We start from the raw sequence: 26,135 nt of genomic DNA on the forward strand, positions 1-26,135 counted from the left end.
CCGGCGCTCTGCCCGTCTTGTCCTTTGGAAGTGCCCCCTTTTGCCGGGCCTTCTCCGCCTCGGCGGCGGCCTTCTCCAGGGCGGTCAGGACCTCGTCTTCCAGGTGCATCCCGGCACCGTCGTGGTGGGCCCGGACGGCGGTGGAGTCCACGCTGACCAGCGACAGGTCCACCTCGCACCGCTTCGCGGCCTCGGCGATCAGTCCCTCCAGCAGGGCCTCGAAGACGCCCGCGTCCCGCCACTGGCGGAAACGGTTGTGGACTGTCGGCCAGGGCCCGAACTCGGCCGGCATCTCCCGCCACTGCCCACCCGTTCCGAACCGCCAGATCACGCCCTCGAACTGCTGCCGCAGCCGCTCGGGATACGGGCCGTACTCACCGATCGGCAGGTACGGCCCGATGAACTCCCACTCCGCATCCGTCAGTTGCACCCGTGTCATACAAGACGGTCTACCGGATCCACCCTCGACACGAGGGCGAATCCCGCAAGTTGATCACGACTGAATACACGCCCTAGGAGCAGGTGGCCAGGATGATGGAGATGACGGTGCAGTTCGCGCTTGCGGTGTCGTTGGCGGTGTTGGGGTCGGTGGGTGCGGAGGTGGTGCGGGTGGTGGTGGCCTGGATGTGGCCCAGGGAGAGCAGATGCAGCGGGATGCGGAAGGTCTTGCTGGGGGCGGCGCCGTTGGCGATCGTGTCGTAGGTGCAGGTGACGGTGGTGGCGGTGGCGGTGCAGCCCGGTGACAGGTTGGTCGCGGTTGCGCCGGGCGGCAGGGTGGTGGTGAGGGTTGCTGAGGTGACCGTTCCGGGGCCGGTGTTGTGGGCGGTGAGGGTGTAGGTGAGGTAGGGGACCAGGATGCCCAGGTGCGGCTGCGCGGTCAGGTCGACGTCGATGTCGGCGGGCGGGGCCAGGTAGGTGTACTGGCCGCCGGGTGAGGTGGCGCTGGTGCCGCCCGGGGTGGTGACGGTGACATCGACAGCGCCCGCGGTATGGGCGGGGACTGTCGCGGTGACGGTGAAGTCGTCGACGACGCTGACATCGGTGGCGGGGGTGGTGCCGAAGGAGACGGTGCTGGTGCCGGACAGGTGGGTGCCGGTGATGGTGACGGTGCTTCCGCCGGCGGGGGTTCCGGTGGCGGGGCTGATGGCGGTCACGGCCGGTGGCGCCTGGGCGGTGTCCAGGTTGTAGGTCGCGGCGCTGAGGGTGCCGGTGACGGTGACGGTGTTGGTCGCCGGGTCGATCACCGAGACGGACGGGGGGTAGAAGTTCGAGACGTATACGGCGTTGCCCGACGGGTCGGCCAGGACCTCCACCGGGTTGTCGCCGACGGGGATGGTGGTGCTGACGGTGTTGGTGGCGGTGTCGATCACCACGAGGGCGTCTTCTGTGGGCAGGGTGGTGTACGCCTTCGTGCCGTCCGGGGAGATGGACATGCCCCGCGGGCGGGAGCCGGTGTTGATCGTGGCGGTGACCGTGTTGGTGGCCGTCGAGATGACCTGAACGGTGTTGTTGTTGTACGCGGTGACGTACACGGCTGTGCCGTCGGGGGTGACCGCGAGGTTGCCAGGTCCGCTGTTGGGCAGCCCGATGACCGTGGTCACAACCTGGGTTGCGGTGTCGATGGCGGTGACCGAGTTGGTGCCGTAGCCGACCACGTAGGCTCGTTTGCCGTCAGGGGTGAAGGCGATGGCGTCCGCCCCGCTCACGCTGATGTCCGCGATGACGGTATTGGTCGCGGCAGAGATCACCGCGATCGCATAGGAGGACCCCGACGGGGCGAGGTGAGCGACGTAGATCTGCGCTCCGTCCGGGGACACCGCTACCGCCCACGGGAGGTAGATGCCGGCGATGGTGTCGGTGACCGTGCCCGTCTCGGTGGAGACCACCGAGACCGTGCCCTCGAGCCGGTGCGTGGCATACACCGTGGAGCCGTCGGGACTCACCGCCAGATCCCAGGGACGAACGCCGAGCGGGATCGTCGCGGTGCTCGCACCGGTGGCCGGGTCCACCACCTGAACCGCCTTGTTTCCAGGGGCGTACAGAGGCCGCACCGAGCCGGTCTCCGCAGAAGCGGCCGTGGCCGTCGTAGCCGTACCGAGCCCGGTCGCGGTCAGCAGACCGGCACACAACACCAACCCGGTCCGGCGCAGGAAGCGGCGGGTGACCCCTCTGCCGGGAAGAGAACGTAACAAGACAAACCCCCCTGGCACCGGTACGCCCGGCCCGGCGGTCGGCAGACCGCGCCACGTCAGCCCGGCCTGGCGATCCGCGAACGGCCCTGACAGCGCGATCCGATCCCGGTACCGGGTCGAACATTACCCAAAGCGAAACTCGATGTACACAGCGCAGTTGCCATCCGCGCCCACCTCCGTCGGCGACCCCTCGGAGATGGGGCGGCCCATCCCGGGCTGATCGCAGGTGCGGCCTCCTTCGTGCCGCCCCGGCCCCTCCCTGCCGGAAATGGGGATGCTGTCGAGACCGCATGGAAGCCGGATCCGTGAAAGCGCAAGGTTGTCACGCAGGGTGATTACGCTAGAGCGTTAGGCGACGCACTTTGATTGGTCTCATCAGATCCAGTGATCACAACCGGCTTCGGTCCGTCCCCCGGGAGTTGCCGTAGGCGACTCTGTTCCGTGCTTGCTACGACGAGCGAGCACCCGCGGTTCGGGGCGGCATTTGCGCAGCGGCCCTCCCTGAGCGGCACAGCAGGCCCGCGAGGACACGGCCGAACTGCGCCAGTACCTCGATGTCAGCAGCGAGTGTCAGCACCTTCCGAGGGTGCAGCGAATCCGAGGTTCAGGGAGCCGTGGGTTGGTGGCGGCTGGCGACATCGGCGGCGTAGGCGTTGTCCTGCCCGCCGATGCGCTTCCAGGAGTCGGCGGTGTTGTGGTGGATGCCGAGCAGTCGGCTGACCATGACGGCGGGCAGTTCGGAAGCCAACTCGACGAGGGCAGTGTTGCGGGCCATGCGTGGCCGGACGCCGAGCGGATGGAGGCGACGGACGAGCTGGCTGCGGCTGAGGTGCTGGGCCGGGAATCGGCCTGGGAGCAGCCAGCGCTCGCCCGCGGAGTCCGTGGTCATCGCCTGGGCGTGGAGCGTTCGGATGTGGTCGTCCAGGGGTGGGGGCATTTGGGCTGGGACCTGCCCGAGTCGGAGCAGTACCGCGCTTGGGGTGACCTCCACGTGTTCGGTGGTGAGGGCGACGATCCGGGACAGGTTCTGGGCGAAGAGGAGGGCGAGGAGCCCCGCCGCCTTGTCGGGCACCGGGATCCCAGCGTCGTGGAGGAGGCGGTTGACCAGTTGCCAACGGGTGTCCTGAGCGATGAGCTGGCCGGTGAAGGCGGGGGTGGGGAGTTCGACGGCCAGTTGGCGGGTGTGGCCGTTGCGGTTGGTCCAGGCGAGGAAGCCGTGTACCCGCGGGCCGCGGGCGGGGTAGTCGTCCAGCCACGTGTCCAGAAGATCCTGGGTGCATGCGCTGAGGGCGATGTTCTGGGTGTGGAGTCAGGTGAGCAGCCGGACGACCTGGGTGACGTAGGCGCGGACGCCATGCGCTTGGGCTTGGCTGACCGGGCGGCGTCGAGAGAAGCGACGAAGGCGGCGCAGCAGGTGCCAGGTGATGTACGCCTGGAGTACTTTGCGGCTCCGCGGGTCACGGACCTGCGTGGTCCGTGCCGCGAGCCAGCGTTCGAGCGTGGCGAGTTGCTCATCGCGCGCGGGCAGGGCGCCGCCGGCCACCAGGTGCATGCGGAGGTTGTCGACCACCTTGTCCGGCCGCAGGCCGTCCAAGGTGTCATGGGTGATCGGCCCGCTTCCGGCTGCCAGCGTGCGCAGCACGCTGAGTCGGGCGGGGCGGCGGTTTAGCCAGTACAGGACGTTGGTGCCGGGCTGCCTCAGCAGGGCGTTGAAGACCGGTTCGATGCCGGGGCGCATGCGTCCTCCGGCGCTGAGGATGTCTCGAAGCCGTGCGCGGGCAGCGCAGTCGGGGCAGAGGCCGTAATAGTGCAGGTGGGTGGCTGTGCCGCACTCGCTGCACGGCCGCTTGCGGGCCGGGTGGTGGCGCCAGCAGGTGGGGCACAGTTCGTCGCCGTTCGGCGTGATGCCGTGGATGCGCAGCGTCCGGCCGCACTGGGCGCAGGGGCGTGGTGTGGCGCCGCAGGAGGAGCACAGCGGTTCTCCGTCGACCGTGCGGTAGCTGACCTGGTTGTCGCGCTGGCAGCCGGCACAGATGGCACGGGGGCGCCGCTTCCGTGTGCACGGAACGCAGATGGGGGCGTCGGTGGAGATGTGCAGGCACGGGCGCTGTTCCCCACACTCGCTGCAGGTCGCGGTGGGGTATTGGTGGCAGCGCTGGCACAGCGGGCGGCCGTCTTTGCGAGCCCGGATGTAGCGGCGCTCGCCGCACTGACCGCAGACCTGGTGGACGACTGGGTTGTGGTGCCGGCAGGCGTGGCACAAGGGCAGGCCGTCATGGGTCCGACCCATCACCGGCCGGTCGCGTCCGCACCGGGCGCAAGGCTCGGAGCGTGCGGCGGAGCGGCACTCGGTGCAGCAGCGGAGCCCGTCACGTGTACGCGGCAGCGGCACGTCCCGGCCGCAGTAGGGGCATGGCGGGGCCACGACGTTCACCGCTCCTCGCTCCTGGAGCGCCGCGATGAGGTGCAGGACTTTGACCGAGCCGTGGACACCTTGGCCGGTCAGCAGGCCGGGCCGCTCCTCCAGAGCCCACAGCAGCTTGCGCTGCCGGGCCGTGACCGGCTCAACCGCTCGAACGGCCTCGGCAACCGTCTCAACGGGCAGATTCGGGCAGGTCCGCTGGATGATCCGGCACAGCCCTTCCATCGGGTCGGCGCCGTCGTCTGGAGGGTGAGCACGGCATCGGGGCTGCCCGTCGCGGTCCCGGGTCATGAACTCGTGGCGGCCGCAGACGGCGCAGGGATTCGCCTTGTGCCGGCGTCGTCCCTCACAGGTGTTGCAGATGCGGGACGTGCTGTCGGGAAGGACGCCGACAAGGCGTCGCGCTTGGCCGCAGCTCCCGCAGCGTGGCTGCTGTACGTGAACGGCGCCCTGTTCGCGCAGTGCCCGGATGAGCCGTTCGACGATGGTGGGCGACTCCGACCGCCCCTGCGTCAGCCACGTCAGGTCCCGCTGGAGGAGCTCGGCGAGCTTCCGCCGCTGAGTGCCGCGGGGAAAGGTGCCCTTCACCACGGACCGGATCAGCTCGGGAGGCATAGCCGGTTCGACGACGGCGACCGCCTCGGCGATCGCGCCTTCGGGGTCGATTGCGTAGCGGGGAAGGGCGGAGGCGTCCACGCGCTACTCCCCCGCGGGTGTGATACGGGCCCGCTTGGGCCGGTAATCGCCGACACCGGCTGCGGGGCCGGCAGCCGTGCCGTCGCCTCCTGCTGCTGCCGTCTTCCTGCCCGCCGCCCGTGCGGCCACTGGTTCGATCAGGTCCTCCATGCGGCACTGGAGGATGTCGAGGAGCGCCATCAGCGTGGTCAGGCTGAGCCGTTCCGGACGCTCGACGACCAGCCGGTAGACCTGGCTGGCCGACAGGTCAATGCCGCGCTCAGCCAGCAGGGGCCGCAGATCGGTGGTGGAGAACATGCCGCGGGTGGCCATGACCTCCCGCAGATGCCACCGGTAGTCCAGTTTCGTCGTCACGTCGTCTCCCTACTGTCCCTGGTGCAGGGCCTTGTCCAAGACCTTGCGCATCATCGTGTTCATGAAGTCCCCGCTCACCCCGGTGTAGAGCGCGGTCGTCGAGGCGTAGCGGTGGCCGACCTGCCGCTGGACGAACGCCGGGTCGGCGCCGTCCTCGATCTGGTGGGTGACATGGCTGTGCCGCAGACAGTGCGGCACGAGATCGGAGTCCAAACCCAGAGCCTCGCGGTACTCCGCGAAGCGCTCCTCGATCTCGCGGCTCTGGAGCCGGCCGCCGCGCTCGGTGGGCCACAAGGCGGCCCCGGCCGATGCACGGTAGCGGGGGCGGATGTTGGTGACGTAGTCATCGACCGCTTCCACGGCCCAGGGCATCACGCTCAGAACGGTCCGACGGCGAGGAGGGGAACCCTTGGACCGCTTGCCGTACCGGACGTGCAGCGTTCCGAACCGGCCCAGGTCCGCGGCCTTCGGATTGCGGTACCAGTCGTTGAGGTCCAGCTTCGACGCCTCCGTGCACCGCAGCCCCCAGCCGTAGAGGACTTTGAACACGGTGGCGTCCCGGTATGCGGCCAGGGCACCTTTGCGGCCGAGTCTGATGGCGCGCTCGACCTGGTCGTCGGCGTAGTCGAGGAGAAGCTGGATCTCCTCCCGGGTCATCGGCCGTCGGCCCGCCCTCCCCTCGTAGTCAACGAGGTGTGCGGCGGTGTTCCACTCGTGGCAGATCTGCACCGGGTGCGTACCGAAGCGCCGCTCGCATTCCTGGGGCCACTGATAGTGCGGCGAGGTGATGTAGTCGCAGAACAGGCGAACGGCCGTCTGGTAGCCGCGGATCGTCGACTCCGCGCGGTGCAGTTCCGCGATCAGGTACGTCGTCCACTCGTCCATCGCGGCGGCCGACCAGTTCCACGGGTAGGCCCCGGCGAAATCGTTGAACTGCCGCACCACGCGCAGACGGTCGCCGATCGTCTTCGCCTGCAGACGCCGGCCTCCACGCTGCTGCCGCGTCCAGCCTTCCAACATCGCCTCGAAAACGGCGTCTTCGGGATGTAGAAGCGTCACGCCGTTCAGCAGCACCAGCCGGGCAGAGCCTTCACTCAAGTCCGTCGTCGTCACGCAGCCCTCTTTCTCAGGGTGCGCGAATCATGCATCAGATGACTGATCCACGGCAAGAGCGCAGGTCAAAAGCCTGCCTCGCCCACCCTCAGGAGGCACAGTGATGCCGCAGATCCCCAGCTCAGACAGCCCAACCTCACGCATCAAATGCAATTCCCCGGAGTCCGAGGACTTCGCACCGTCGATGCTCGACGGCGTCGGGCGGCTGCATCTCTCCGGCTATCTCCTGTTCGCCGCGACGAGCCGGGCCACCGCCCTCCTCGCCCTGCGTTCTGCCGTGGAGCGGGGCGTTCCGGTGAGCGTGGATCCGGCGTCGGCCGGGTTCCTCGGCGAGCTGGGGCCGAAGCGGTTCCTGGAGTTCGCGGAGGGGGCGGAGCTGCTGCTGCCGAACGCGGACGAGGCCCGGCTCCTCACCGGGCGGCCCGGAGCGGAGTCGGCGGCGGCCGAGTTGAGCCGGTGGTTCCCGCGCGTCGTCGTCACCCTGGGTGCGCGGGGAGCCGTGGTGGCCGCCGCGGGCGAGGTCATCGGCCGCGTCCCCGCCCCGCCGGTGCGCGATCCGGTCGACTCGACGGGGGCGGGCGACGCGTTCACCGGCGGGTTCCTCGCGGCCCTGCTGGCCGGGGCGGACGGCATGGCCGCGGCGACCGAGGGCTGCCGGGCGGGAGCGACGGCCGTGGCCACGGTGGGCGGCCGGCCACCGCCTGCCCGGTGACGGCCGGGGTCGCACCGCCCGTCCGGTGTGACGGCCGGTGTCGCCCCCGTACGTCCGAAGACGATGGTGTCGCACCGCCGGCCCGGCGACGGCCGGGGCCACACCCGTACGGCGCCGCCCCGCCGCGCGTCCGGTGTGACGGCCGGTATCGCACCACCCGTACGCCCGAAGACGACGGTCTCACCCCGCCGCCCCCGTGACAGCGGCACCGCCCCGCCCGCCCCGTGACGGCCGGGGCCGCCGCACCCGTCCAGTGACAGCGGTGCCGCGCCGCGCGTGGTTCACCCGCTCCCGGGCAGCCCCGACCAGGCGGGGTGCGACGGGTCGTCCGCCCGGACCGCCACGTCCGCCCGTTCCGTGGGCGATACCTCGTTCTCGTACCGGACGAAAGCGGGCAGGGTCCAGCGTTCCGACTCCCGCGTACGCCGTCGCAACGCCCCCGGGGACAGCCGCAGATGGACGCTCAGCGCGAACGGGAACCAGTGCCCCAGCAGGAACGGGCCGTGCACGACGACGACCCCGCCCTCGGGCAGCGCGTGGTACGGGGTGCGGGTCGCCCGGTCGGTCGCCGGGTCCCACAGATCGGGCAGCACCCGGCCGGAGCCGCCCGCCTCCAGCGGCCCGAACACCTCGCGCCACAGCGCCCCGGTGTCGTACCAGCTGTCGATGTACGCGTCCGGGTCCCGCTTACCGTGCTCGAAGCGCAGACTCGCCGGGCGCAGGAACCCCTCGGTGGAGACGACGAGGACCGAGCGGCCGAGCAGCCTCAGCTCCTCGGCGAGGCGCTCGGCCCTCTCGCCGGTGCGGGCGGCCGGGGCGCCGTCGATGCCGAACGCGAGCCAGGGCCCGCCGTCGGCGGCGGACAGTCCGTCGCCGTACCGGGCCAGCTCGCCGGCCAGCCGTTCCCAGGTGATCGCTTCGAGTCGCACGGCTCCATCATCGCCCGGCCGGCAGAAGGACGCTTCCGTGAGGGGGAGTCAGGCGCCCCGCAGTTCCGCGGCGAGCGGGCCTTCGCCGGACACCTCGACGCGGCCGTCCTTCACCGCCTCCGCCAGGGTCGCCCCGCCCTGCGCGAGCTCCAGGCACACCCCGGCGTCGAGGACGATCCGGGCATCGGGACGGTCGGCCGGACCGTACCCGTACACCGGGCCGTACTCCTCTGCGCCCGGCAGCACGGCCCCCGCTCCCCCACCGACATGGAGGTGGAACTCACCCTCGTCGAGCCGGACTTCGAGGACACCCTCCTGGGTGAGCCCGGCGAGGGCGCCGAGCAGCGGCAGCGCGAACCAGTGGGCCCGCACCGCGTCGGTGGGGCGGCGCTCGGCGAGGGCGGGCGCTCCCCACTCGGCGAGGGCGGCGAGGACGGGCAGCAGGGCTTGGCCGCGCGCGGTCAGCTCGTAGACCGACGCGGCCGACGGGGGCGGCAGCTTACGGCGCAGGGCGAGTCCGGTCTGTTCCATGTCCTTGAGCCGGGAGGCCAGCACATCCGTGCTGACGCCGGGCAGATCGGCGTGCAGGTCCGTGTAGCGGCGGGGCCCGCCCAGCAGTTCACGGACGATCAGCAGCGTCCACCGGTCGCCGACGGAGTCGAGGGCGCGGGCGGTGGCGCAGAACTGGTCGTAGCTCCGGCGACGGACGGGACGTGCTGCTGGCTGCTGCTGACGTGGCATGCGACGCAGTCTAGACATGTTGTTGGACTTTCCAAGCTGAAGCTTGGTAAAACCAAGTATCGCAATTCGGCTCGGGAGGCAGCGCATGGAGTTCCGGCAGTCCAGCAAGCTCAACGAGGTCTGCTACGAGATCCGGGGCCCGGTCATCGAGCACGCCAACGCCCTGGAGGAGGCGGGCCACAGCGTGCTCCGGCTCAACACGGGCAACCCCGCGCTCTTCGGCTTCGAGGCCCCCGAGGAGATCGTCCAGGACATGATCCGGATGCTGCCGCAGGCGCACGGCTACACCGATTCGCGCGGCATCCTCTCGGCCCGGCGGGCGGTGGTCCAGCGCTACCAGGCCATGGGGCTGACCGAGGTCGGCGTGGACGACGTGTTCCTCGGCAACGGGGTCTCCGAGCTGATCTCCATGGCCGTGCAGGCGCTGCTGGAGGACGGCGACGAGGTGCTGATCCCGGCCCCGGACTTCCCGCTGTGGACGGCGGTGACCACGCTCGCGGGCGGCAAGGCCGTGCACTACGTCTGCGACGAGGAGTCCGACTGGAATCCGGATCTCGCCGACATGGCCGCGAAGATCACCGACCGGACCAGGGCCGTCGTGATCATCAACCCGAACAACCCCACCGGCGCGGTCTATCCGCGCGAGATCCTCGAAGGCATGCTCGATCTGGCGCGCCGGCACGGGCTGATGGTGTTCGCCGACGAGATCTACGACCAGATCCTGTACGACGGGGCCGAGCACCACAGCGCGGCGGTCCTCGCCCCTGACCTGGTCTGTCTCACCTTCAGCGGACTGTCGAAGACGTACCGGGTGGCCGGCTTCCGTTCGGGCTGGATGGTGGTGTCAGGTCCGCGCCAGCACGCCCGCAACTACCTGGAGGGCCTCACCATGCTGGCCTCCATGCGGCTGTGCCCCAACGCCCCGGCTCAGTACGCCATTCAGGCCGCGCTCGGCGGGCGGCAGTCCATCCGGGAGCTGGTCGCGCCGGGCGGGAGGCTGCACGAGCAGCGCGACCGGGCCTGGGAGCGGCTGAACGAGATCCCCGGCGTCTCGTGCGTGAAGCCGAAGGGCGCGCTGTACGCCTTCCCGCGCATCGATCCGAAGGTGCACAGAATCGTCGACGACGAGAAGTTCGTGCTGGACCTGCTGCTGCGGGAGAAGATCCAGGTGGTGCAGGGCACCGGCTTCAGCTGGCCGCGCCCGGACCACTTCCGCATCCTGACCCTCCCGTACGCCGACGACCTCGACGCGGCGATCAGCCGCATCGGCCGCTTCCTGAACGGATACCGCCAGTGACCTGTGCCCGCTGTCCCGTCCCCGTCCATACCCAGTTCGCCACGCCGGAGCTGGTGGGGGCGATCGTGGAGGGCGGTCTCGACCCGGCCGAGGACCCGGGCTGGGCGGAGTCGGGGGCGGGCTCGCCCGCCGAGTACGCGCGCTGGGCAGGTCATCTGTGCGGGATGACCTGCCTGCGCATGGCGCTCGGCGCCGACGCCCCGTCGCTGTTCGCGCTGCGTGACGGGGCGCTGAAGTACGGGGCCTACACGCAGGACGATGCGGACGGGACGATCCGGGGGCTGGTCTACGCCCCCTTCGCCGAGTACGTCGGTGAGGTGTACGGGCGCGAGGCCACGGTCCACCGGCACCTCGACGTGGAAGGGATTCCCCCACTGCTGGACGCGGGCCGTACCGTGCTGGCCTCCGTCCACTACGGGATCCGGTATCCGGAGCGGCCGGCTCCGGGGCGGGGCGGGCATCTGGTGCTGGTGACCGCGCGGACGGCGGACGGGTCCGGCGTCCACTTCCACAACCCGTCGGGGACGGACGCCGGTACGCGGGCGGCTGTGCTGCCGCTGACGGAGTTCGAGCGGTTCTTCGCGGGGCGGGGCGTCTCGCTGGTATGACGCGCCCGTGCGCAGGGGACCGGGAACGGGAGCGGGCCCGGAGGCGTAGCCGGCCTCCGGGCCCTGAGAGTGCCGCCCATCTGGCACGCCGGCACGTTTAAGGGTCCGGGTCAGTCATGATGTCGTCGCGTCCTGCCTTTGGACCACCGCAGATCGGAGCTCTGCGGGCCGGACTTGAACCGGCATTTCGACGTGCGTGGGCCCGAGCCCGTTCGATCCGGCGATCGGCGGCGAATGCTGAGTCTGGAGCAAGAGTCTGAGATTGACGGCGGCTGCCTCTGCCTGCTTGGGCTACTCCGGCCCGTGCCGGAGGGAGGAGTCGAACCTCCGCTGGTACCGCGCCTTCACGACAAGCTTCAGTTTCAGCTTGCGCTCCTCGCGCACCCCGGCCGCCGGAGACGGCGGCCGGGGAATCCATGGTCGGTCACCCGAAGAGGTAACCGAATACCGCATCACCCACCCGCTGGTCCGTGACGTCCACGCCGTTGGCCTCCTCGCGGGCGAACTTCACGGCCTGCTGGAGCTTCTCGATCCGGCCCAGCAGTTCGTTGACGCGCCGCGCGGCCAGTGCCCCGGAGAACTTGACGGTCGTCCAGTAACCGATCGGGATGTCCTCGTAGTACACCTCGACCTGCGCCGGGTGCTTGTCGGTGGCCTCCGCCTTGACGTGGTTGCGGGGCACCTTCTTCGTACGGAGCGTGCGGACCGGCTCGGTCTTCCAGGAGTCGGTCGACGGGTCCTGCACCCAGGCCTCGGCGGCGTCCAGCACGGGCAGCTTGCGGACGAAGGTGTTGAGGTCGGTGAGCTGCTTCTCCAGGAAGAGCAGATACGACACCGGCACCTCGCTCACCAGCACCCGGCCGTCGACCGACACATCGGCCCTGGCCGAGCAGTTCGCCCAGTCCTTCGTGGCGGTCACGTCGAAGAGCCGGGTCAGCGTGGCCGCGGTGTCCCGCAGCACGTCCTCGGCCTTGACCTGGACCAGCGTCGACTCGGGCGGAAGCTGCTCGCCCTCCTCGTCCTTGGGCTGGTAGGTCCGGGAGATGCCGGCCAGCAGACCGGTCTTCTGGAGGCCGTGATGTGCCGCCGTCAGGTCCTGGTGTGCCTTGGACTTGACGCCCTTCTCCACTGCGATGATCTGATTGAGTTTCGCCACGTCGAGGACGCCAACAGGGACAACTCACCGGTGGCCAAGGGTTTTACCGCGCGTAGGGGCCGACGCTGGTAGGGCCGGACGCATGCGGGGCCTTACGCACATGGGGCCTTGCCCCTCGTAGGCCTTCACCTCTCGTAGGGCCTTACCGCACGTATCGGGCTTCGTCTCCGGGTGCGTCCGGGGTGAAGTCGCCGGCCAGCAGCGCTTCGAGGACGGAGACCGGGTCGGGGCCGGGGGCGGCGCGCGGCCACCAGTCGTCGGCGCCGGGGTCGGATTCGTAGCCGTACCAGCGGTGGTCGCGGCCGAAGCGGAGCTGGAGCGAACCGGCCGGGTGGGTGAGGTGGTTGCGCCAGGGTGTGAAGCGCGGGAAGCCTGCGGCGGCGAGCGCGGGCCTGGCCCGGTCGAAGGGGCCGGCCGGCGGGTCCCAGGGCGTCTCCAGGACCGCGAGGCCCTCGGCATCGCCCTGACGCCAGGCGGCGACGGCGCGGGCGAGGTCGGTGGTGGTGCGGCCGGTGGCGTACGCCAGCTCCCGGTAGAGCGCGCGGGTGGTGGCGGTGAGCCCGGCGGTCGGCCGCGAGGCGGCGAGGCGGACGGCGTCCTGCCACGGGGTGAGCCCGGCCAGCGGGTCGCGGCCCGTGGTCAGCAGGGCATGGGCGCGGGCGGCGGCGTCGGCGGCGAGGTGGTCCAGGCCCAGCGGGTCGCGGGCGCCGGGCAGATCCGGGTACGACGGTGGCCGGCCGGGGTGCGACGGGACGGGGAGGGGCGCCGGGAGCGGCGGCAGGAAGCGTCGGGCGAAGGCCTCCTGAGCCCCGACCGACGGGGCGGCGGGAGCGGCGGGGCGCTCGCGGGCGGAGTGTTCGGCGTTGCGCCGGCCCAGCTCGTCCAGCAGCTCGCGCTCGCCCCGGCCCCGCATCAGCAGCAGGACGAACGGGTCGCTGTCGAGCAGCAGGGCCGTCTGGAAGCAGAGGGCGGCCACGTGTTTGCAGGGCCGCCCGTGGTCGGGGCAGGTGCAGCTGGGGTCGAGGTCGTCGGCGGCGGGCAGCAGCCGGACACCGGCCTCCTCGGCGGTGTGGGCCAGGGAGTGCGGCATCTCCTTGGCCAGCAGCGCGGACAGGTGGCCGGGGTGGGCGGCGACCGCGTCGAGCAGGGTGTCCCAGCCGGGGTCGGTGAAGGTCCGCAGCCGCAGTTCGGCGCGGTAGGGGCGGGCCCGGGTGCCCTGGACATAGGCGACGACGCGGCCGGGGGTGACGGTGATCGCCGCGACCTGGCCGTCGTCGGCGTACGTACGGCCGCGGGCGAGCCGGGCCTCGTCCATCGACAGCGACTCCAGCGCGTCCACCCAGGCCCGGCCCCACCAGCTGTCCGCGAAGGGCGCGCCCTCGGCGGAGGTGCGGGCGGGCACCGCCTCGAAGCTGCGCCGCAGATCGTCCGGTCCTGGCCGGACGCGGGGGGCCGGTCTCCGGGCGGCCGGGCCGGTGGCCGGGCGCGGGCTCATGCGGGCCTCCGCAGCGATACGAGGTCGGCGAGGTCACGGTCGCTGAGCTCGGTCAGGGCGCTCTCCCCGGTGCCGAGCACCGCGTCCGCCAGGGCCCGCTTGGACTCCAGCAGCTCACCGATCCGGTCCTCCACCGTGCCCTCCGCGATGATCCGGTGGACCTGCACGGGCTGGGTCTGGCCGATCCGGTACGCCCGGTCGGTGGCCTGTTCCTCCACGGCCGGGTTCCACCAGCGGTCGAAGTGGACGACATGGGCGGCGCGGGTCAGATTCAGCCCGGTGCCGGCCGCCTTGAGGGAGAGCAGGAAGACGGGGACCTCGGCGGACTGGAAGCGGTCCACCATCCGCTCCCGCTCGGGCACCGGCGTACCGCCGTGCAGGAGCTGGGAGGGGATCGCGCGGGAGGCGAGGTGTGCGGAGAGGAGCTTCGCCATCGACACGTACTGGGTGAAGATCAGGACCGAGCCGTCCTCGGACAGGATGGTGTCGAGCAGTTCGTCGAGGAGGGCGAGCTTGCCGGAGCGGCCCGTGAGCCGGGTGGGCTCCTCCTTCAGATACTGGGCGGGGTGGTTGCAGATCTGCTTGAGCGAGGTCAGCAGCTTCATGACCAGTCCCCGGCGGGCGATGCCTTCCGCCGCCTCGATCTGCGCCATCGTCTCGCGGACGGCCGCCTCGTAGAGCGTGGCCTGCTCACGGGTGAGGGAGACGGGGTGGTCGGTCTCCGTCTTGGGCGGCAGCTCGGGGGCGATGCCGGGGTCGGACTTCTTGCGCCGCAGGAGGAAGGGCCGGACCAGCCGGGACAGCCGCTCCACCGCTTCCTCGTTGCCCAGGCCCGCGGCGGTGCCGGTGTTCTCCACGATCCGGGCGTGCCGGGCCCGGAACGCCTTGAGCGGGCCGAGCAGTCCGGGTGTGGTCCAGTCGAGCAGCGCCCAGAGTTCGGAGAGGTTGTTCTCGACGGGGGTGCCGGTGAGGGCGACCCGGGCCGGGGCGGGGATGGTGCGCAGCGCCCGGGCCGTGGACGAATGCGGATTCTTGACGTGCTGCGCCTCGTCGGCGACGACCAGGCCCCAGCTCTGCCCGGCGAGCTGCGCGGCGTTGGAGCGCATCGTGCCGTAGGTGGTCAGGACGAAGCCGCCGTCCGGATCGCTCAGGGTGCGGTCGGTGCCGTGGAAGCGGCGCACGGGAACGCCGGGGGCGAAGCGGCTGATCTCGCGGTGCCAGTTGCCGAGGAGGGAGGCGGGGCAGACCACCAGGGTGGGCGAGGGGTGCGCGCGGTGCAGGTGGAGGGCGATGAGGGTGATCGTCTTCCCGAGGCCCATGTCGTCGGCGAGGCAGCCGCCGAGCCCGAGCGAGGTCATCCGGTCCAGCCAGGCCAGGCCGCGCAGTTGGTAGTCGCGCAGGGTCGCGTCCAGGCCGGGCGGCGGCGCGATCGTCGTGTCCTGGCTGAGGATGCGGGTCCGGAGCGCGGCCAGCGCACCGGCGGGGACGGCGTCCACCCGCTCGCCGTCCACCTCCGCGCTGCCGGTGAGGGCGACGGCCAGCGCGTCCACCGGATCCAGGAGCCCCAGCTCCCGCTTGCGCGCCTTGCGTACGAGGGCGGGGTCGACGACCACCCACTGGTCGCGCAGCCGCACCACCGGGCGGTGGGCCTCGGCCAGGGCGTCCATCTCGGCCTCGGTCAGCCGCTCGTCCCCCAGGGACAACTGCCAGTCGAAGGTGAAGAGGTGCTCGGCGTCGAAGAAGGACGTGCCGTCGGTGGCCGATCCGGGCGCGGGCCGCACGACGGCGGCCGCGGTGAGCGAACGGGCCAGCTCGCGCGGCCAGTGCACGCCGACCCCGGCGGCGGCCAGCCGGGATCCGGCGTCGCTCAGCAGCTCGTACAGCTCGTCCTCGGTGATCGCGAGCACATCGGGGACGGGCTGCCCCAGGAGTCGTTCCAACGGGGCCCAGACGCGGGCGGCGCGGCGCAGTGCCAGCACCGCGTCGACCCGGGAGCGCGGCCCGAACGGCTCGGCCGCCCCGCCGTTCCACAGGGCCGCCGCGTCCACCATGCGGGTCGGGTCGGCGAGGCTGTGGACCTGCACGACGGCCGCGGCGGCATGGCGGGCCGCCGGGTCGTCCGGGTGCTCCGGCCGGGCGGATCCGTCGGCGGCCTCCGCCTCCTCGCGGGCGGCGGTGACCGCGTAGGTGTCGGCGGTGTCGAACAGCTCGTACGCGGAGAGGTCCAGGCGCAGCGAGACCCGCACGCCCGCGTCCAGGCCCGAGGCCACCTCGACGGCCCAGGCGGCGGCATGGGGCAGATGCTGGGCCTCGCGGGCGGCGAACGGGGCGCCCATCGCGAACGCGGCGGCGGGCGTGCGCGGCAGCGTGTCGGCGACGGCGTCCAGGAACGACCCGATCAACGCCTCGGGTTCGGGGAGCCGGGGCGGCTCGGAAGCGGGGACCGGCACCGCGTGCCCCTCGGGCGGCAGGGCGGCGGCGACCGACCGCAGATGCGCGACGTCCCCGGCGTCCCTCGGTCCCGCCCGCCAGGCGTCGTGACCGTCCGCCGTGAGGCCGGGGAGGAGCCTGCCGCGTGCGACGAGCTGAAGGGCGTGCAGCGTGGCCGCACCCCAGCAGCGGGTCGCGGGGTGGGCGGAGGCGTGATGACGTGCCCGGACGAGCACGGGCAGCGCGTCGGCCACGGACAGCAGCGCCGCGGGCGTCTCGGTGGCGCGGACGCTCCCCGGGCCCGCCGCCGGGTCCGGCCGGAGCACCGTGAGCCGGGCGCCGGTGTACGGGACGGAGTCGGGGCGCCCGGTGGCGTCCGCGTACGCGAAGGACGTCCCGCCCCGCTCCCGCACACTCTCGTCGTGCCACGGGTCGCCGTCCGCGTGCGGGTCCCAGAAGGCGATGCGGCCGTCCCTGGGCACCGGGCCGGGCAGGAAGACGGCCGCGCAGCGCAGCAGGCGGCCGATGTCAGCGCTTTGGGGTGCGCCCCCGGTGTCCCGCGCCTCACCCTCACGGGCCCGTGCCGTCATGTCCGCCACCCCCTCCCACCTGATCCACGGTCTTCGCCGGCACGGAACGTGCTGACTCCGCGAGTCTAGGCGGGAGGTCTGACACTGCGGACTCCTGCCGCATCATCCCAGCTCAGCGTCACAGGGACCGGTCGGGCACACGTTCGACTCCGTGAACGGACCCGGCACGCTCAGTGATGGGCGAACGGCTTCTTCGAGGAGGACGGTGCGGTGTGAGTGTCAGGAGCGCTCGGTGCGGCGGGTGCGTCCGGAGTGCTCGGGACGGCGGGTACGTCCGGTGCGTCCGGAGTGCTCGCGGCGGCGGGTGCGTCCGGTGGGGCCGGAGTGCTCGGGACGGCCGGTTCTTCGGAGATCCGCGTTTCGGGGACCTGCCCCTCCACCTCCGTAGCCGGAAGCGGTGCTCCGTCCCCCGAGGACAGCGAGGACTGCCCGGCGGCTCCGCTCTCCGACGGCTGCTGTCCCGCCCCGTCCTGCCCCGCCGCCGGCTGCTGCTGCGCGCGCTCCAGGAACCGGAGCAGCTCCACCGGGAACGGCAGTACCAGCGTGGAGTTCTTCTCCGCCGCGACGGCGACCACGGTCTGCAACAGCCTCAGCTGGAGCGCGGCGGGCTCGGCGGACATCTCCCCGGCCGCCTGTGCCAGCTTCTTCGACGCCTGGAGCTCCGCGTCGGCGTTGATCACCCTGGCGCGCCGCTCCCGGTCGGCCTCGGCCTGGCGGGCCATGGACCGCTTCATGGTCTCCGGCAGCGAGACGTCCTTGATCTCCACGCGGTCGATCTGCACGCCCCAGCTGACGGCCGGGCTGTCGATCATGACCTCCAGCCCCTGGTTCAGCTTCTCGCGGTTGGACAGCAGGTCGTCCAGGTCGCTCTTGCCGATGATCGACCGGAGCGAGGTCTGGGCCATCTGCGAGACGGCGAACCGGTAGTCCTCCACCGCGATGACGGCGCTCGCCGGGTCGACGACCTTGAAGTAGATGACGGCGTCCACACGGACGGTGACGTTGTCCCGGGTGATGCCGTCCTGGGCGGGCACCGGCATGGTGACGATCTGCAGACTGACCTTGCGCAGCCGGTCGATGCCCGGCACGACCATCGTGAAGCCCGGCCGCCGCACTTCTTTCTGCAGCCTGCCGAGCCGCAGCACGACACCCCGCTCGTACTGCCGGATCACCCGCGCCGCCGACGCCACGTACAACGCTCCGGTACAGAGCACCGCCACCAACGCGACCACTAGTTCCTGAGCCATCACGGCCCCCTGGGAGGAAGGGGAGCGGACAGACAAACGACCGCCAAACACCTTTTACGACTCTATGCCCCATTTGGGCGCATGGCGAACTTCCATCGACCCGCGGCTCGCCCGGTCGGCCGCGCACGGGGTGCCGGGGAGACCCCGGGCGGGCAAGGTGGCCAGCGCCAGCACGTCGTCCCGACGTACCGATTCGCCGGACGAGCACCGGACGAGCAGACGAGGACCCGCCCATGTCCGTGACCGCCACCGTTCACCGCCGACGCCGACTCGGGATCGCCGCCGGAGTCACGCTCCTCGCCCTCGCCGCCTCGGGCTGCTCCGGGCTCGGCCGCACCGCGGTGGGCCCGGTGACGTACACGACGGAGCACGAAGCGGTGCTGCAGGTGAACAGCCCGTTGGTACGCGGCTGCCACCGGATCGCCCCGGCGGGAGCCCACGAGGTGGAGAACCTGACTCTGGTCGACGTCATCCTGTACCGCACACGTGACTGCACGGGCGACCGGACGACGTACGTGCCGACCAGGTTCAGCGATGTGACGGCGCCGGGCAGCGGGCCGTGGCACAGCTACAGCTTCGTGCACTGAGGTCAGAGCGCGGGGCGGGCCGGCAGCCAGGTGCCGTCGTCGGTGAGGGTGCGGTCCACCGCCAGTCCGGCCACCGCCAGACACCCGGCAAGGTCCTCGTCGGACAGCTCCCGCGACCGGAAGGTCTGTGTCCACCGCGCGTCGTCGACGTGATACTCCGCGCGCACGGAGCGCACGCCATCGCCCACCGGATCCGCCGAGACGATCCGGATCAGGCCGCCGGATGGGTCGGTACGCTCCCACGGCGGCTCCGAACGGTGCGCCACACCCTCGCGCTGTACGAGAACGATCCCGTCGTCCCGCACATGGGCGCGGCAGACGCGCAGCACCCCGTCGCGTACCCGGTGCTCGCCCGCGTGAACCAGGAACGAGCCGAGCAGCACCACGTCGAACCGCTCGTCGCCCAGGTCCAGCGACTCGATGGGGCTCCGCACCGTGCGCGCCCCGACGATTGCCTCCAGCATCTCCGGCGACTCGTCCACCGCGGTCACCCGGAAGCCGCGCCGCACCAGCGGGTGCGTCACCCGGCCCGCCCCGCAGCCCAGTTCGAGGATGCTCGCCCCGGCGGGGACACGCCCGCTATCACGTCCGGCTCCTCGCCGACGGACAGCCGGCGATACAGCTCCACCGCGCGCCCGTCCGGCGTGATGACCCCGGGACCGGTCCCCTCATACCCCTCACGTACCAGTGACTCCCCCATGAAGGACGAACGAGCCGCCGCCGCGCACAGTTCCCCGCCCGTCACGAACAGTCAGCACCAAAGGCCGCAGCGTAGTGACTTCCCTCCGGGCGGCCGCTCCCTGTTCCGTCCGCCGCCGGGCGGGTCCATGCTGGTGAGTGAGGTGATCGCCATGCGTACCGGCAGTGAACCCGCGACCGCCCGCAGTCCGCTGCGGATGCGGCTCTGGCTGAGCCTGTGGGGGATCTTCTGGACCCTCTTCGGCCTGGTGGCGTTCTCCCTGACCGGGCGGCCGGGCTGGGCGGCGGCCTGCGCGGTGGTGCTGCTGCTCGCGGTGCTGGACCTCGGCATGATCACGTACCGCATGCGCCAGGGCTCGCACTACCAGCCGGGCCGTGACGTCCCGCCGTACGAGCCGGACCACGGCGACGGCCGTCCGCGCCGGCCGGGGCCCGGCACGGAGGGCGGCTGGAAGAACGGAGGGCGGGCGGGCCCCTCTTCCGGGCAGCCCTAAAGGCCCGGAAGCACCCTCCCAAGCCCGCTCGCGCCCTCCCCAAGCCCACGCGTCGGCGCCCAGGCCCACGCGTCGGCGCCCAGGCCCACGCGTCGGCGCCCAGGCCCACGCGTCGGCGCTCAGGCCCGCTCGTCGAACTTCGCGGCCCGGAGGTACTCCGGCTTCGGATCGAGCGCCGCCGCCAGACGGAAGTGCCGGGTCGCCTGCTCCGGGCGGCCTGCCCGCTCGAAGGTGCGGGCCAGGGCGAAGTGGGCGAACGCGTTGTCCGGCTCACGCTCCAGCACCAGCTCGAATTCCAGCTCGGCGGGCCGCAGTTGAGCGGCGGCGAAGAAAGCGCGGGCCCGGAGCAGCCGGGCGGCGGTGTTCTCCGGGTGGGCGGCGATCACCGAGTCGAGGAGCTTGACGGCACCCCGGGGGTCCCGGGCGTCGAGCAGGTGCTCGGCCGCACGGAAGTCGATGACGTGGGTCTGCGGATTCCTCTCGGACACGGTCGCATCCTTCCCTTCCCTCGCGCGTTTCCAACGTCCGCCGCGGCTCCGGTATTCCGGCCGGGGCGTCCGCGTGCGCGGGCTCAGCGAGCGGCGGCGGCCCTGCGGACCAACTCGTCCCAGACCGCACGGACCTGCGGTTCCAGCGCCTCCAGCGGCCCGTCGTTGTCCACGATCAGGTCGGCGACGGCCCGGCGCTGCTCGCGGGTCGCCTGGGCGGCCATCCTGGCACGGGCGTCGGACTCGGTCATCCCTCGCAGCGTCACGAGCCGGTGCAGCTGGGTCTCGACGGAGGCGTCGACGACCACGACCAGGTCGTACAGGGGGGCGAGCCCGTTCTCGGCGAGGAGGGGGACATCGTGGACGACGACGGCGTCCTCGGGAGCCGCCCGCTCCAGTTCGGCGGCGCGGGCGCCGACCAGGGGGTGGACGATCGCGTTGAGCGCGGCCCGCCGTTCGGCGTCGGCGAAGACGAGCGCGCCGAGCGCCGGACGGTCCAGGGTGCCTTCGGCGGTCAGGACGTCCGGCCCGAACTCCTCGACGACGGCCGCGAGTCCGGGCGTACCGGGCTCGACGACCTCGCGGGAGATCCGGTCGGAGTCGATCAGGACGGCGCCGCGCTCGACGAGCAGCCGCGACACTTCACTCTTGCCGGCGCCGATGCCGCCGGTCAGGCCCACTTTCAGCATGGGCCGCAGCCTACGGGCCGGGCGGGGGCGCTCAGCCCTCACCCTCCCGCTCGGCGAGGAAGCGCTCGAACTCGCGGCCGATCTCGTCGGCGGACGGCAGGTCGACCGGCTCGGCGACGAGGTTGCCGCGTGTCTCGGAGCCGGCGACGGCGTCGTACTGGTGCTCAAGGCCCTCGACGAGGGAGACGAGTTCCTCGTCGCCCTGGCCGATCTGCCGGTCGATCTCGGTCTGGGTGCGGTGCGCCTCGGTGCGCAGGGAGTGCGCGAGAGCGGGCAGCACCAGACCGGTCGCCGCGGTGATCGCCTCCAGCGCGGTGAGCGCCGCGTCCGGGTAGGAGGACCGGGCGACATAGTGCGGGACGTGGGTGGCGACCCCGAGGACGTCGTGGCCGGACTCCATCAGCCGGTATTCGACCAGGGCCTCGGCCGAGCCGGGCACCTGGGCCTCGTCGAAGGGGCTGCGGTGGCCCGGCATCAGGTCGATGCGGTTGCCGTGCGGGGTGATGCCGACGGGGCGGGTGTGCGGGACGCCCATCGGGATGCCGTGGAAGTTCACCGCGAGCCGGACACCGAGGCGCTCGACGATCTGCTCGACGGCGGCGGCGAACCGCTCCCACTCGACGTCCGGCTCCGGGCCCGACAGCAGCAGGAAGGGCGCTCCGGTGGCGTCCTGGACCACCCGGACCTCCAGGGTCGGGGCCTCGAAGGACGCCCAGCGGTCACGCCGGAAGGTGAGCAGGGGGCGCCGTGCGCGGTAGTCGACGAGCCGGTCGTGGTCGAAGCGCGCGACGACCTGGTGGGGCAGCGTTTCGAGCAGGCCGTCGACGATCTGCTCGCCGGTCTCGCCCGCGTCGATGTAGCCGTCGAAGTGGTAGAGCATGACCAGGCCCGCCGACTCCTGCGCCAGCGCCATGTCGACGACGGCCAGCCCCTTCGGCTCCCATTCGTACAAACTCTGCGGATCAAGCACGGTTACCGCTCCTCCTCGTATTCCTAGGGAAGAACACGACCGGCGGCAGGAGCATTCCCCGCAGCCGGACCTTTCCCCGGCGAGGACGGGTCACGGCGCGTCAGTTGCCGTGCCACGCGAGCGTTTCGCCGCATCCGGCATCGCCCGCCGATCCTGGTCCAGACCTTGACGCCCTCCGTCGCCGTCCCTACCGTCACTGGGCAACACGTTCAGACACGCGCCTTGTATTCATGTACGGAAACGCACGGAAGCGCACTGGGCCTCGGCGTCCGGACCTCCACGTCCGGGGCTCTACGTCCCCTGCGTCCCCTGCGTCCTCTGCGTCTGAACCCCTGCGACGGGAAGGCACCCCCATGCGCACCCGCTCCCCCCTCACCGTCCTGCTCACCGCCGCCCTGGTCGCCGGCGGTCTCACCCTGGCCGGCGCCGGACCCGCGAACGCCGCGGTCATCGACGTGAGCACCGCGGCCCAGCTCAAATCGGCGCTCACCACCGTCTCCCCCGGCGACACGATCCGGCTCGCCGACGGCACGTACACCGGGAACTTCAAGGCCACCCGGCCCGGCACCGCCGGGGCGCGGATCACCCTCGTCGGCTCCAGCAGGGCAGTCCTGACCGCGGGCGGCGGCTACGGGCTGCACCTGAACGGCGCCTCGTACTGGACCGTCCAGGGGGTCACGGTCGAGGGCGGCCAGAAAGGCATCATGACCGACGCGGCGAACGGTGTCGTCATCGACTCGGTGACCGTGCACGACCTGGACATGGAAGGCGTCCACTTCCGTAGTTCCAGCAGGAACGGCGTCCTGAAGAACTCCCGCATCTTCGACACCGGGCAGAACGGGCGGGGCATGGGCGAGGGCGTGTACGTCGGTTCGGCGGGCGGCCTCTCCGACCGCAGCGACAACGCACAGATCCTGAACAACACCATCGGCCCCGGTGTCGGCGGCGAGAGCATCGACATCAAGGAGGGCACGACCGGCGCGAGGATCATCGGCAACACCTTCGACGGCCGCGGGCTGACCGGCGCCAACTACGACGACTCCTGGGTCGACGTGAAGGGCAACAACGTCCTGGTCGAGGGCAACAAGGGGTCCCGCACCACCAACAACGGCTACGAGACCCACACCCAGCGGAGCGGCTGGGGCTGCGGCACCGTCTTCCGTGACAACGCCTCGAACCTCTCCGGGGCCACCGGCGACAAGCAGCTCGCCATCAACGTCACCAACAACAGCTCCAGTTGCCGCACCACCGTGTACGCGAGCAACACCGTCACCGGCGGCAAGGGGCTGACCAACATCGCCGTCACCCCCTAGACACGCAGCCCCGCAGACCCACGGACCAACTGAAACGCAGGCCCGCAGACACGAGTGAGGCCCGCCCCCCGAAGGGAACGGGCCTCACTTACCGCTCTACAGCTGACGCAGCCGATGAGCCGCCGGGGTCAGAGCGTCAGCTCTGGCCGCCCGCGAGCTTCTCGCGCAGCGCGGCAAGGGCCTCGTCCGACGCCAGGGCGCCGGAGTTGTCCGCCGACTCCGAGGAGTACGAACCGCCGCCGCCACCGCCACCGCTGCCGCCGGAGGCGGCCGGAGCAGCGCCGGCCGGGGCAGCAGCACCCTCGGCCGCAGCAGCCTCGTCGGCCTCGCGGGACTTGATGACCTGGGCCTGGTGCTGCTCGAAGCGCTGCTGCGCCTCGGCGTACTGGGTCTCCCAGACCTCGCGCTGCGCCTCGAAGCCCTCGAGCCAGTCGTTGGTCTCGGGGTCGAAGCCCTCGGGGTAGATGTAGTTGCCCTGGTCGTCGTACGACGCGGCCATGCCGTACAGCGTCGGGTCGAACTCGACCGAGGCCGGGTCGCCACCGAAGGACTCGTTGGCCTGCTTCAGCGAGAGGCTGATGCGACGGCGCTCGAGGTCGATGTCGATGACCTTGACGAAGATCTCGTCGTTGACCTGGACGACCTGCTCCGGGATCTCCACGTGGCGCTCGGCCAGCTCGGAGATGTGGACCAGACCCTCGATGCCCTCGTCGACGCGCACGAACGCACCGAAGGGAACGAGCTTGGTGACCTTACCCGGGACGACCTGACCGATCTGGTGCGTCCGGGCGAACTGCTGCCACGGGTCTTCCTGCGTCGCCTTGAGCGACAGGGAGACGCGCTCGCGGTCCATGTCGACGTCGAGGACCTCGACGGTGACTTCCTGGCCGACCTCGACAACCTCGGAGGGGTGGTCGATGTGCTTCCAGGACAGCTCGGAGACGTGCACGAGACCGTCGACGCCACCCAGGTCCACGAAGGCACCGAAGTTGACGATCGAGGAGACGACGCCGGAGCGGACCTGACCCTTCTGCAGGGTCGTGAGGAACGTCTGGCGAACCTCGGACTGGGTCTGCTCGAGCCAGGCGCGGCGGGACAGGACCACGTTGTTGCGGTTCTTGTCCAGCTCGATGATCTTGGCCTCGAGCTCCTTGCCCACGTAGGGCTGGAGGTCGCGGACGCGACGCATCTCGACGAGCGACGCCGGCAGGAAGCCACGGAGGCCGATGTCGAGGATGAGACCACCCTTGACGACCTCGATGACGGTACCGGTGACGATGCCGTCCTCTTCCTTGATCTTCTCGATGGTGCCCCAAGCACGCTCGTACTGAGCGCGCTTCTTCGAGAGAATCAGGCGGCCTTCCTTGTCCTCCTTCTGGAGAACCAGGGCCTCGATCTCGTCGCCGACCTTGACGACCTCGTTCGGGTCGACGTCGTGCTTGATCGAGAGCTCGCGGCTCGGGATGACACCTTCGGTCTTGTAACCGATGTCGAGGAGAACTTCGTCCCGGTCAACCTTGACGATGACGCCGTCAACGATGTCGCCGTCGTTGAAGTACTTGATCGTCTCGTCGATCGCCGCGAGGAACGCGTCCGCGTCGCCGATGTCGTTGACCGCAACCTGCGGAGTGGTGGCGGTGGTCTCGGTGCTGCTCGTCATGTGGGAAAGGGCTCCGGTACGGACAGAGAGTCGTAGGTACTGCTACGCCGAAAGCCCGTATCGCCTCTGCAGAAGCCGGACAGCCTGGAAAGCGCACAATCCGTTTCCGGAGAGACGCCTCGACAACCGAGGGGACATGCAACAGACGCGAGCGCGGCCTGCTAGGTCTGAGGCGCGCAGGCTCGCAGCGCAACTTGTAGCATACGGGGGCAGCCGGACAGGGTCAATGCGCGAAGGCGCACACCCGGGGCACATCGCCCCGATTCCGGCACAACTCGTGTTCTCCGAGGCCGCATCGGCCCGAGAACACTACGGCACGGCGCCGCGGACACGCGTCCGTACCCCCGGGTGCGCCCCTGGTACGTACCGGGCGCGGCGGGTGAAGGCAAACTACAACGACGGGCACGATGAGCCAAGAGATCCACGGGACCTACTCCGCAGAACGCGCAGAACCCGCAGAACCCGAGGCCACCCGCCGCGTGGCGGACGAGGCGGAGAGCAGCCGGGCCAGCCGCGGCTGGTGGGACCGCAACGCCGACGAGTACCAGACGGATCACGGCGGCTTCCTGGGGGACGACCGCTTCGTCTGGGGTCCGGAAGGGCTGGACGAGGCGGAGGCCGCCCTGCTGGGGCCCGCCTCCTCCCTCAAGGGCCTCGACGTCCTGGAGATCGGCGCCGGGGCGGCCCAGTGCTCGCGCTGGCTGGCCGGCCAGGGCGCCCGCCCGGTGGCGCTCGACCTCTCCCACCGCCAGCTCCAGCACGCCCTGCGGATCGGCGGGGGCGTCCCGCTGGTCGAGGCGGACGCGGGCCGGCTTCCGTTCCGGGACGGGTCCTTCGACCTGGCCTGCTCCGCTTACGGGGCGGTCCCGTTCGTCGCCGACCCCGTACAGGTCTTCCGCGAGGTCCGGCGGGTGCTGCGGCCCGGCGGGCGCTGGGTGTTCTCCGTGACCCACCCGATCCGCTGGGCGTTCCCGGACGAACCCGGGCCGGAGGGGCTGTCCGTCGCCGCCTCCTACTTCGACCGCGTCCCCTATGTGGAGCAGGACGAGAACGGCGACGCCGTCTACGTGGAACACCACCGCACCCTGGGCGACCGGGTCCGGGACGTGGTGGCGGGCGGTTTCCGGCTGGTCGACCTGGTCGAACCGGAATGGCCCGCCTGGAACAACCAGGAGTGGGGCGGCTGGTCCCCGCTGCGCGGCAACCTGATCCCCGGCACGGCGATCTTCGTCTGCGAGCGCGGCTGAGCCGTC

At 71.3% G+C, this 26,135-nt stretch carries 22 protein-coding genes and 3 pseudogenes; 7 read left to right on the forward strand and 18 right to left on the reverse strand.

From position 1 onward, the window contains the following. The 6 genes from ACGF2Y_RS25975 to ACGF2Y_RS26000 form a co-directional block, all read right to left on the reverse strand. Positions 1-439 (reverse strand): transposase (locus ACGF2Y_RS25975; RefSeq protein ID WP_392951965.1); only part of this gene is annotated, 439 nt, incomplete at its 3' end. Positions 440-512: 73 nt separating this feature from the next. Continuing rightward, positions 513-2,192, reverse strand: coding sequence for an IPT/TIG domain-containing protein (locus tag ACGF2Y_RS25980; RefSeq protein ID WP_392951967.1), 1,680 nt, complete (start codon positions 2,190-2,192; stop codon positions 513-515). Between the two features lie 604 nt (positions 2,193-2,796). Continuing rightward, a complete protein-coding gene (locus tag ACGF2Y_RS25985; RefSeq protein ID WP_392951969.1) occupies positions 2,797-3,264 on the reverse strand; it encodes a hypothetical protein in 468 nt (155 codons plus the stop codon). A 237-nt stretch (positions 3,265-3,501) separates the two neighbouring features. Beyond that, complete coding sequence (locus tag ACGF2Y_RS25990) at positions 3,502-5,310, reverse strand: hypothetical protein (protein WP_392951970.1); 1,809 nt, start codon at positions 5,308-5,310, stop codon at positions 3,502-3,504. Between the two features lie 3 nt (positions 5,311-5,313). Then, positions 5,314-5,664 (reverse strand): helix-turn-helix transcriptional regulator, encoded by a 351-nt coding sequence (locus tag ACGF2Y_RS25995; protein WP_327372428.1) that lies wholly within the window; start codon positions 5,662-5,664, stop codon positions 5,314-5,316. A gap of 9 nt (positions 5,665-5,673) precedes the next feature. Then, complete coding sequence (locus ACGF2Y_RS26000) at positions 5,674-6,777, reverse strand: tyrosine-type recombinase/integrase (protein WP_392951974.1); 1,104 nt, start codon at positions 6,775-6,777, stop codon at positions 5,674-5,676. 166 nt (positions 6,778-6,943) lie between these two features. Here ACGF2Y_RS26000 and ACGF2Y_RS26005 point away from each other — a divergent pair. After that, positions 6,944-7,489: pseudogene (locus tag ACGF2Y_RS26005) on the forward strand (carbohydrate kinase family protein); the annotation flags it as partial. 281 nt (positions 7,490-7,770) lie between these two features. Here the strand turns inward: ACGF2Y_RS26005 and ACGF2Y_RS26010 are convergent. Further along, positions 7,771-8,418, reverse strand: coding sequence for a uridine kinase (locus ACGF2Y_RS26010; protein ID WP_392951977.1), 648 nt, complete (start codon positions 8,416-8,418; stop codon positions 7,771-7,773). A gap of 48 nt (positions 8,419-8,466) precedes the next feature. Continuing rightward, positions 8,467-9,159 carry a winged helix-turn-helix transcriptional regulator gene (locus ACGF2Y_RS26015; protein WP_392951979.1) on the reverse strand — a complete coding sequence of 231 codons (693 nt, stop codon included), beginning with the start codon at positions 9,157-9,159 and terminating at the stop codon, positions 8,467-8,469. An 85-nt stretch (positions 9,160-9,244) separates the two neighbouring features. Between ACGF2Y_RS26015 and ACGF2Y_RS26020 the strand changes: the two genes are divergently transcribed. After that, positions 9,245-10,456 carry a pyridoxal phosphate-dependent aminotransferase gene (locus tag ACGF2Y_RS26020; protein WP_392951982.1) on the forward strand — a complete coding sequence of 404 codons (1,212 nt, stop codon included), beginning with the start codon at positions 9,245-9,247 and terminating at the stop codon, positions 10,454-10,456. After that, complete coding sequence (locus tag ACGF2Y_RS26025) at positions 10,453-11,064, forward strand: peptidase (protein WP_392951984.1); 612 nt, start codon at positions 10,453-10,455, stop codon at positions 11,062-11,064. Before ACGF2Y_RS26020 ends, ACGF2Y_RS26025 begins: the two co-directional genes overlap by 4 nt. 304 nt (positions 11,065-11,368) lie before the next feature. Here ACGF2Y_RS26025 and ACGF2Y_RS26030 read toward each other — a convergent pair. From ACGF2Y_RS26030 to ACGF2Y_RS26050, 5 genes and pseudogenes are all read right to left on the reverse strand, one after another. After that, positions 11,369-11,454: pseudogene (locus ACGF2Y_RS26030) on the reverse strand. Between the two features lie 34 nt (positions 11,455-11,488). Next, the gene (locus ACGF2Y_RS26035; RefSeq protein WP_392951987.1) at positions 11,489-12,220 is read right to left on the reverse strand and encodes a hypothetical protein; all 732 of its coding nucleotides are present in this window, start codon (positions 12,218-12,220) and stop codon (positions 11,489-11,491) included. 142 nt (positions 12,221-12,362) lie between these two features. Continuing rightward, complete coding sequence (locus ACGF2Y_RS26040; protein ID WP_392951989.1) at positions 12,363-13,715, reverse strand: SWIM zinc finger family protein; 1,353 nt, start codon at positions 13,713-13,715, stop codon at positions 12,363-12,365. Next, positions 13,712-16,735: a DEAD/DEAH box helicase gene (locus ACGF2Y_RS26045; protein ID WP_392951992.1), complete on the reverse strand. Its 3,024-nt coding sequence runs from the start codon at positions 16,733-16,735 to the stop codon at positions 13,712-13,714. The genes ACGF2Y_RS26040 and ACGF2Y_RS26045 overlap by 4 nt, the downstream gene beginning before the upstream one ends. Before the next feature lie 170 nt (positions 16,736-16,905). Continuing rightward, positions 16,906-17,982 (reverse strand): slipin family protein, encoded by a 1,077-nt coding sequence (locus tag ACGF2Y_RS26050; protein ID WP_392951995.1) that lies wholly within the window; start codon positions 17,980-17,982, stop codon positions 16,906-16,908. A gap of 233 nt (positions 17,983-18,215) precedes the next feature. Between ACGF2Y_RS26050 and ACGF2Y_RS26055 the strand changes: the two genes are divergently transcribed. Next, entirely contained in the window at positions 18,216-18,569 is a 354-nt protein-coding gene (locus ACGF2Y_RS26055; protein ID WP_392951997.1) for a hypothetical protein, read from the forward strand. A 2-nt stretch (positions 18,570-18,571) separates the two neighbouring features. Here the strand turns inward: ACGF2Y_RS26055 and ACGF2Y_RS26060 are convergent. Next, positions 18,572-19,269 (reverse strand): annotated as a pseudogene (locus ACGF2Y_RS26060) (class I SAM-dependent methyltransferase). Between the two features lie 127 nt (positions 19,270-19,396). Between ACGF2Y_RS26060 and ACGF2Y_RS26065 the strand changes: the two are divergent. Continuing rightward, a complete protein-coding gene (locus ACGF2Y_RS26065; RefSeq protein ID WP_392952000.1) occupies positions 19,397-19,762 on the forward strand; it encodes a DUF6343 family protein in 366 nt (121 codons plus the stop codon). A gap of 119 nt (positions 19,763-19,881) precedes the next feature. Here the strand turns inward: ACGF2Y_RS26065 and ACGF2Y_RS26070 are convergent, their stop codons facing one another. From ACGF2Y_RS26070 to ACGF2Y_RS26080, 3 genes are all read right to left on the reverse strand, one after another. Further along, on the reverse strand, positions 19,882-20,250 hold the full coding sequence (locus ACGF2Y_RS26070; protein ID WP_392952003.1) for a tetratricopeptide repeat protein: 369 nt from the start codon (positions 20,248-20,250) through the stop codon (positions 19,882-19,884). Positions 20,251-20,333: 83 nt separating this feature from the next. Next, entirely contained in the window at positions 20,334-20,939 is a 606-nt protein-coding gene (gene coaE, locus ACGF2Y_RS26075) for a dephospho-CoA kinase (protein ID WP_392952006.1), read from the reverse strand. Positions 20,940-20,970: 31 nt separating this feature from the next. Then, the gene (locus tag ACGF2Y_RS26080) at positions 20,971-21,909 is read right to left on the reverse strand and encodes a PAC2 family protein (RefSeq protein WP_392952009.1); all 939 of its coding nucleotides are present in this window, start codon (positions 21,907-21,909) and stop codon (positions 20,971-20,973) included. A 353-nt stretch (positions 21,910-22,262) separates the two neighbouring features. On the opposite strand from ACGF2Y_RS26080, the gene ACGF2Y_RS26085 reads away from it, so the two are divergent. Continuing rightward, the gene (locus ACGF2Y_RS26085; protein ID WP_392952012.1) at positions 22,263-23,222 is read left to right on the forward strand and encodes a right-handed parallel beta-helix repeat-containing protein; all 960 of its coding nucleotides are present in this window, start codon (positions 22,263-22,265) and stop codon (positions 23,220-23,222) included. Between the two features lie 136 nt (positions 23,223-23,358). On the opposite strand, the gene rpsA is transcribed toward ACGF2Y_RS26085, so the two are convergent. Further along, the gene (gene rpsA, locus ACGF2Y_RS26090) at positions 23,359-24,882 is read right to left on the reverse strand and encodes a 30S ribosomal protein S1 (protein ID WP_219609492.1); all 1,524 of its coding nucleotides are present in this window, start codon (positions 24,880-24,882) and stop codon (positions 23,359-23,361) included. Between the two features lie 407 nt (positions 24,883-25,289). Here rpsA and ACGF2Y_RS26095 point away from each other — a divergent pair, with 407 nt between their 5' ends. Continuing rightward, positions 25,290-26,129 carry a class I SAM-dependent methyltransferase gene (locus ACGF2Y_RS26095; RefSeq protein ID WP_392952013.1) on the forward strand — a complete coding sequence of 280 codons (840 nt, stop codon included), beginning with the start codon at positions 25,290-25,292 and terminating at the stop codon, positions 26,127-26,129. The last annotated feature ends 6 nt before the right edge of the window (positions 26,130-26,135 follow it).

This window comes from Streptomyces sp. NPDC048142 (genome assembly GCF_043202835.1).
Classification (GTDB): Bacteria; Actinomycetota; Actinomycetes; order Streptomycetales; family Streptomycetaceae; genus Streptomyces.

What these genes read in the sequence shown, in the direction of transcription:
- ACGF2Y_RS26085 (WP_392952012.1), top strand. Translation starts at nt 22,263, where the DNA reads ATGCGCACCCGCTCCCCCCTCACCGTCCTGCTCACCGCCGCCCTGGTC.
- ACGF2Y_RS26095 (WP_392952013.1), top strand. Translation starts at nt 25,290, where the DNA reads ATGAGCCAAGAGATCCACGGGACCTACTCCGCAGAACGCGCAGAACCC.
- rpsA (WP_219609492.1), bottom strand. Translation starts at nt 24,882, where the DNA reads ATGACGAGCAGCACCGAGACCACCGCCACCACTCCGCAGGTTGCGGTC.
- coaE (WP_392952006.1), bottom strand. Translation starts at nt 20,939, where the DNA reads ATGCTGAAAGTGGGCCTGACCGGCGGCATCGGCGCCGGCAAGAGTGAA.
- ACGF2Y_RS26020 (WP_392951982.1), top strand. Translation starts at nt 9,245, where the DNA reads ATGGAGTTCCGGCAGTCCAGCAAGCTCAACGAGGTCTGCTACGAGATC.
- ACGF2Y_RS26050 (WP_392951995.1), bottom strand. Translation starts at nt 17,982, where the DNA reads ATGGCTCAGGAACTAGTGGTCGCGTTGGTGGCGGTGCTCTGTACCGGA.
- ACGF2Y_RS26055 (WP_392951997.1), top strand. Translation starts at nt 18,216, where the DNA reads ATGTCCGTGACCGCCACCGTTCACCGCCGACGCCGACTCGGGATCGCC.
- ACGF2Y_RS26015 (WP_392951979.1), bottom strand. Translation starts at nt 9,159, where the DNA reads ATGCCACGTCAGCAGCAGCCAGCAGCACGTCCCGTCCGTCGCCGGAGC.
- ACGF2Y_RS26065 (WP_392952000.1), top strand. Translation starts at nt 19,397, where the DNA reads ATGCTGGTGAGTGAGGTGATCGCCATGCGTACCGGCAGTGAACCCGCG.
- ACGF2Y_RS26045 (WP_392951992.1), bottom strand. Translation starts at nt 16,735, where the DNA reads ATGACGGCACGGGCCCGTGAGGGTGAGGCGCGGGACACCGGGGGCGCA.
- ACGF2Y_RS26040 (WP_392951989.1), bottom strand. Translation starts at nt 13,715, where the DNA reads ATGAGCCCGCGCCCGGCCACCGGCCCGGCCGCCCGGAGACCGGCCCCC.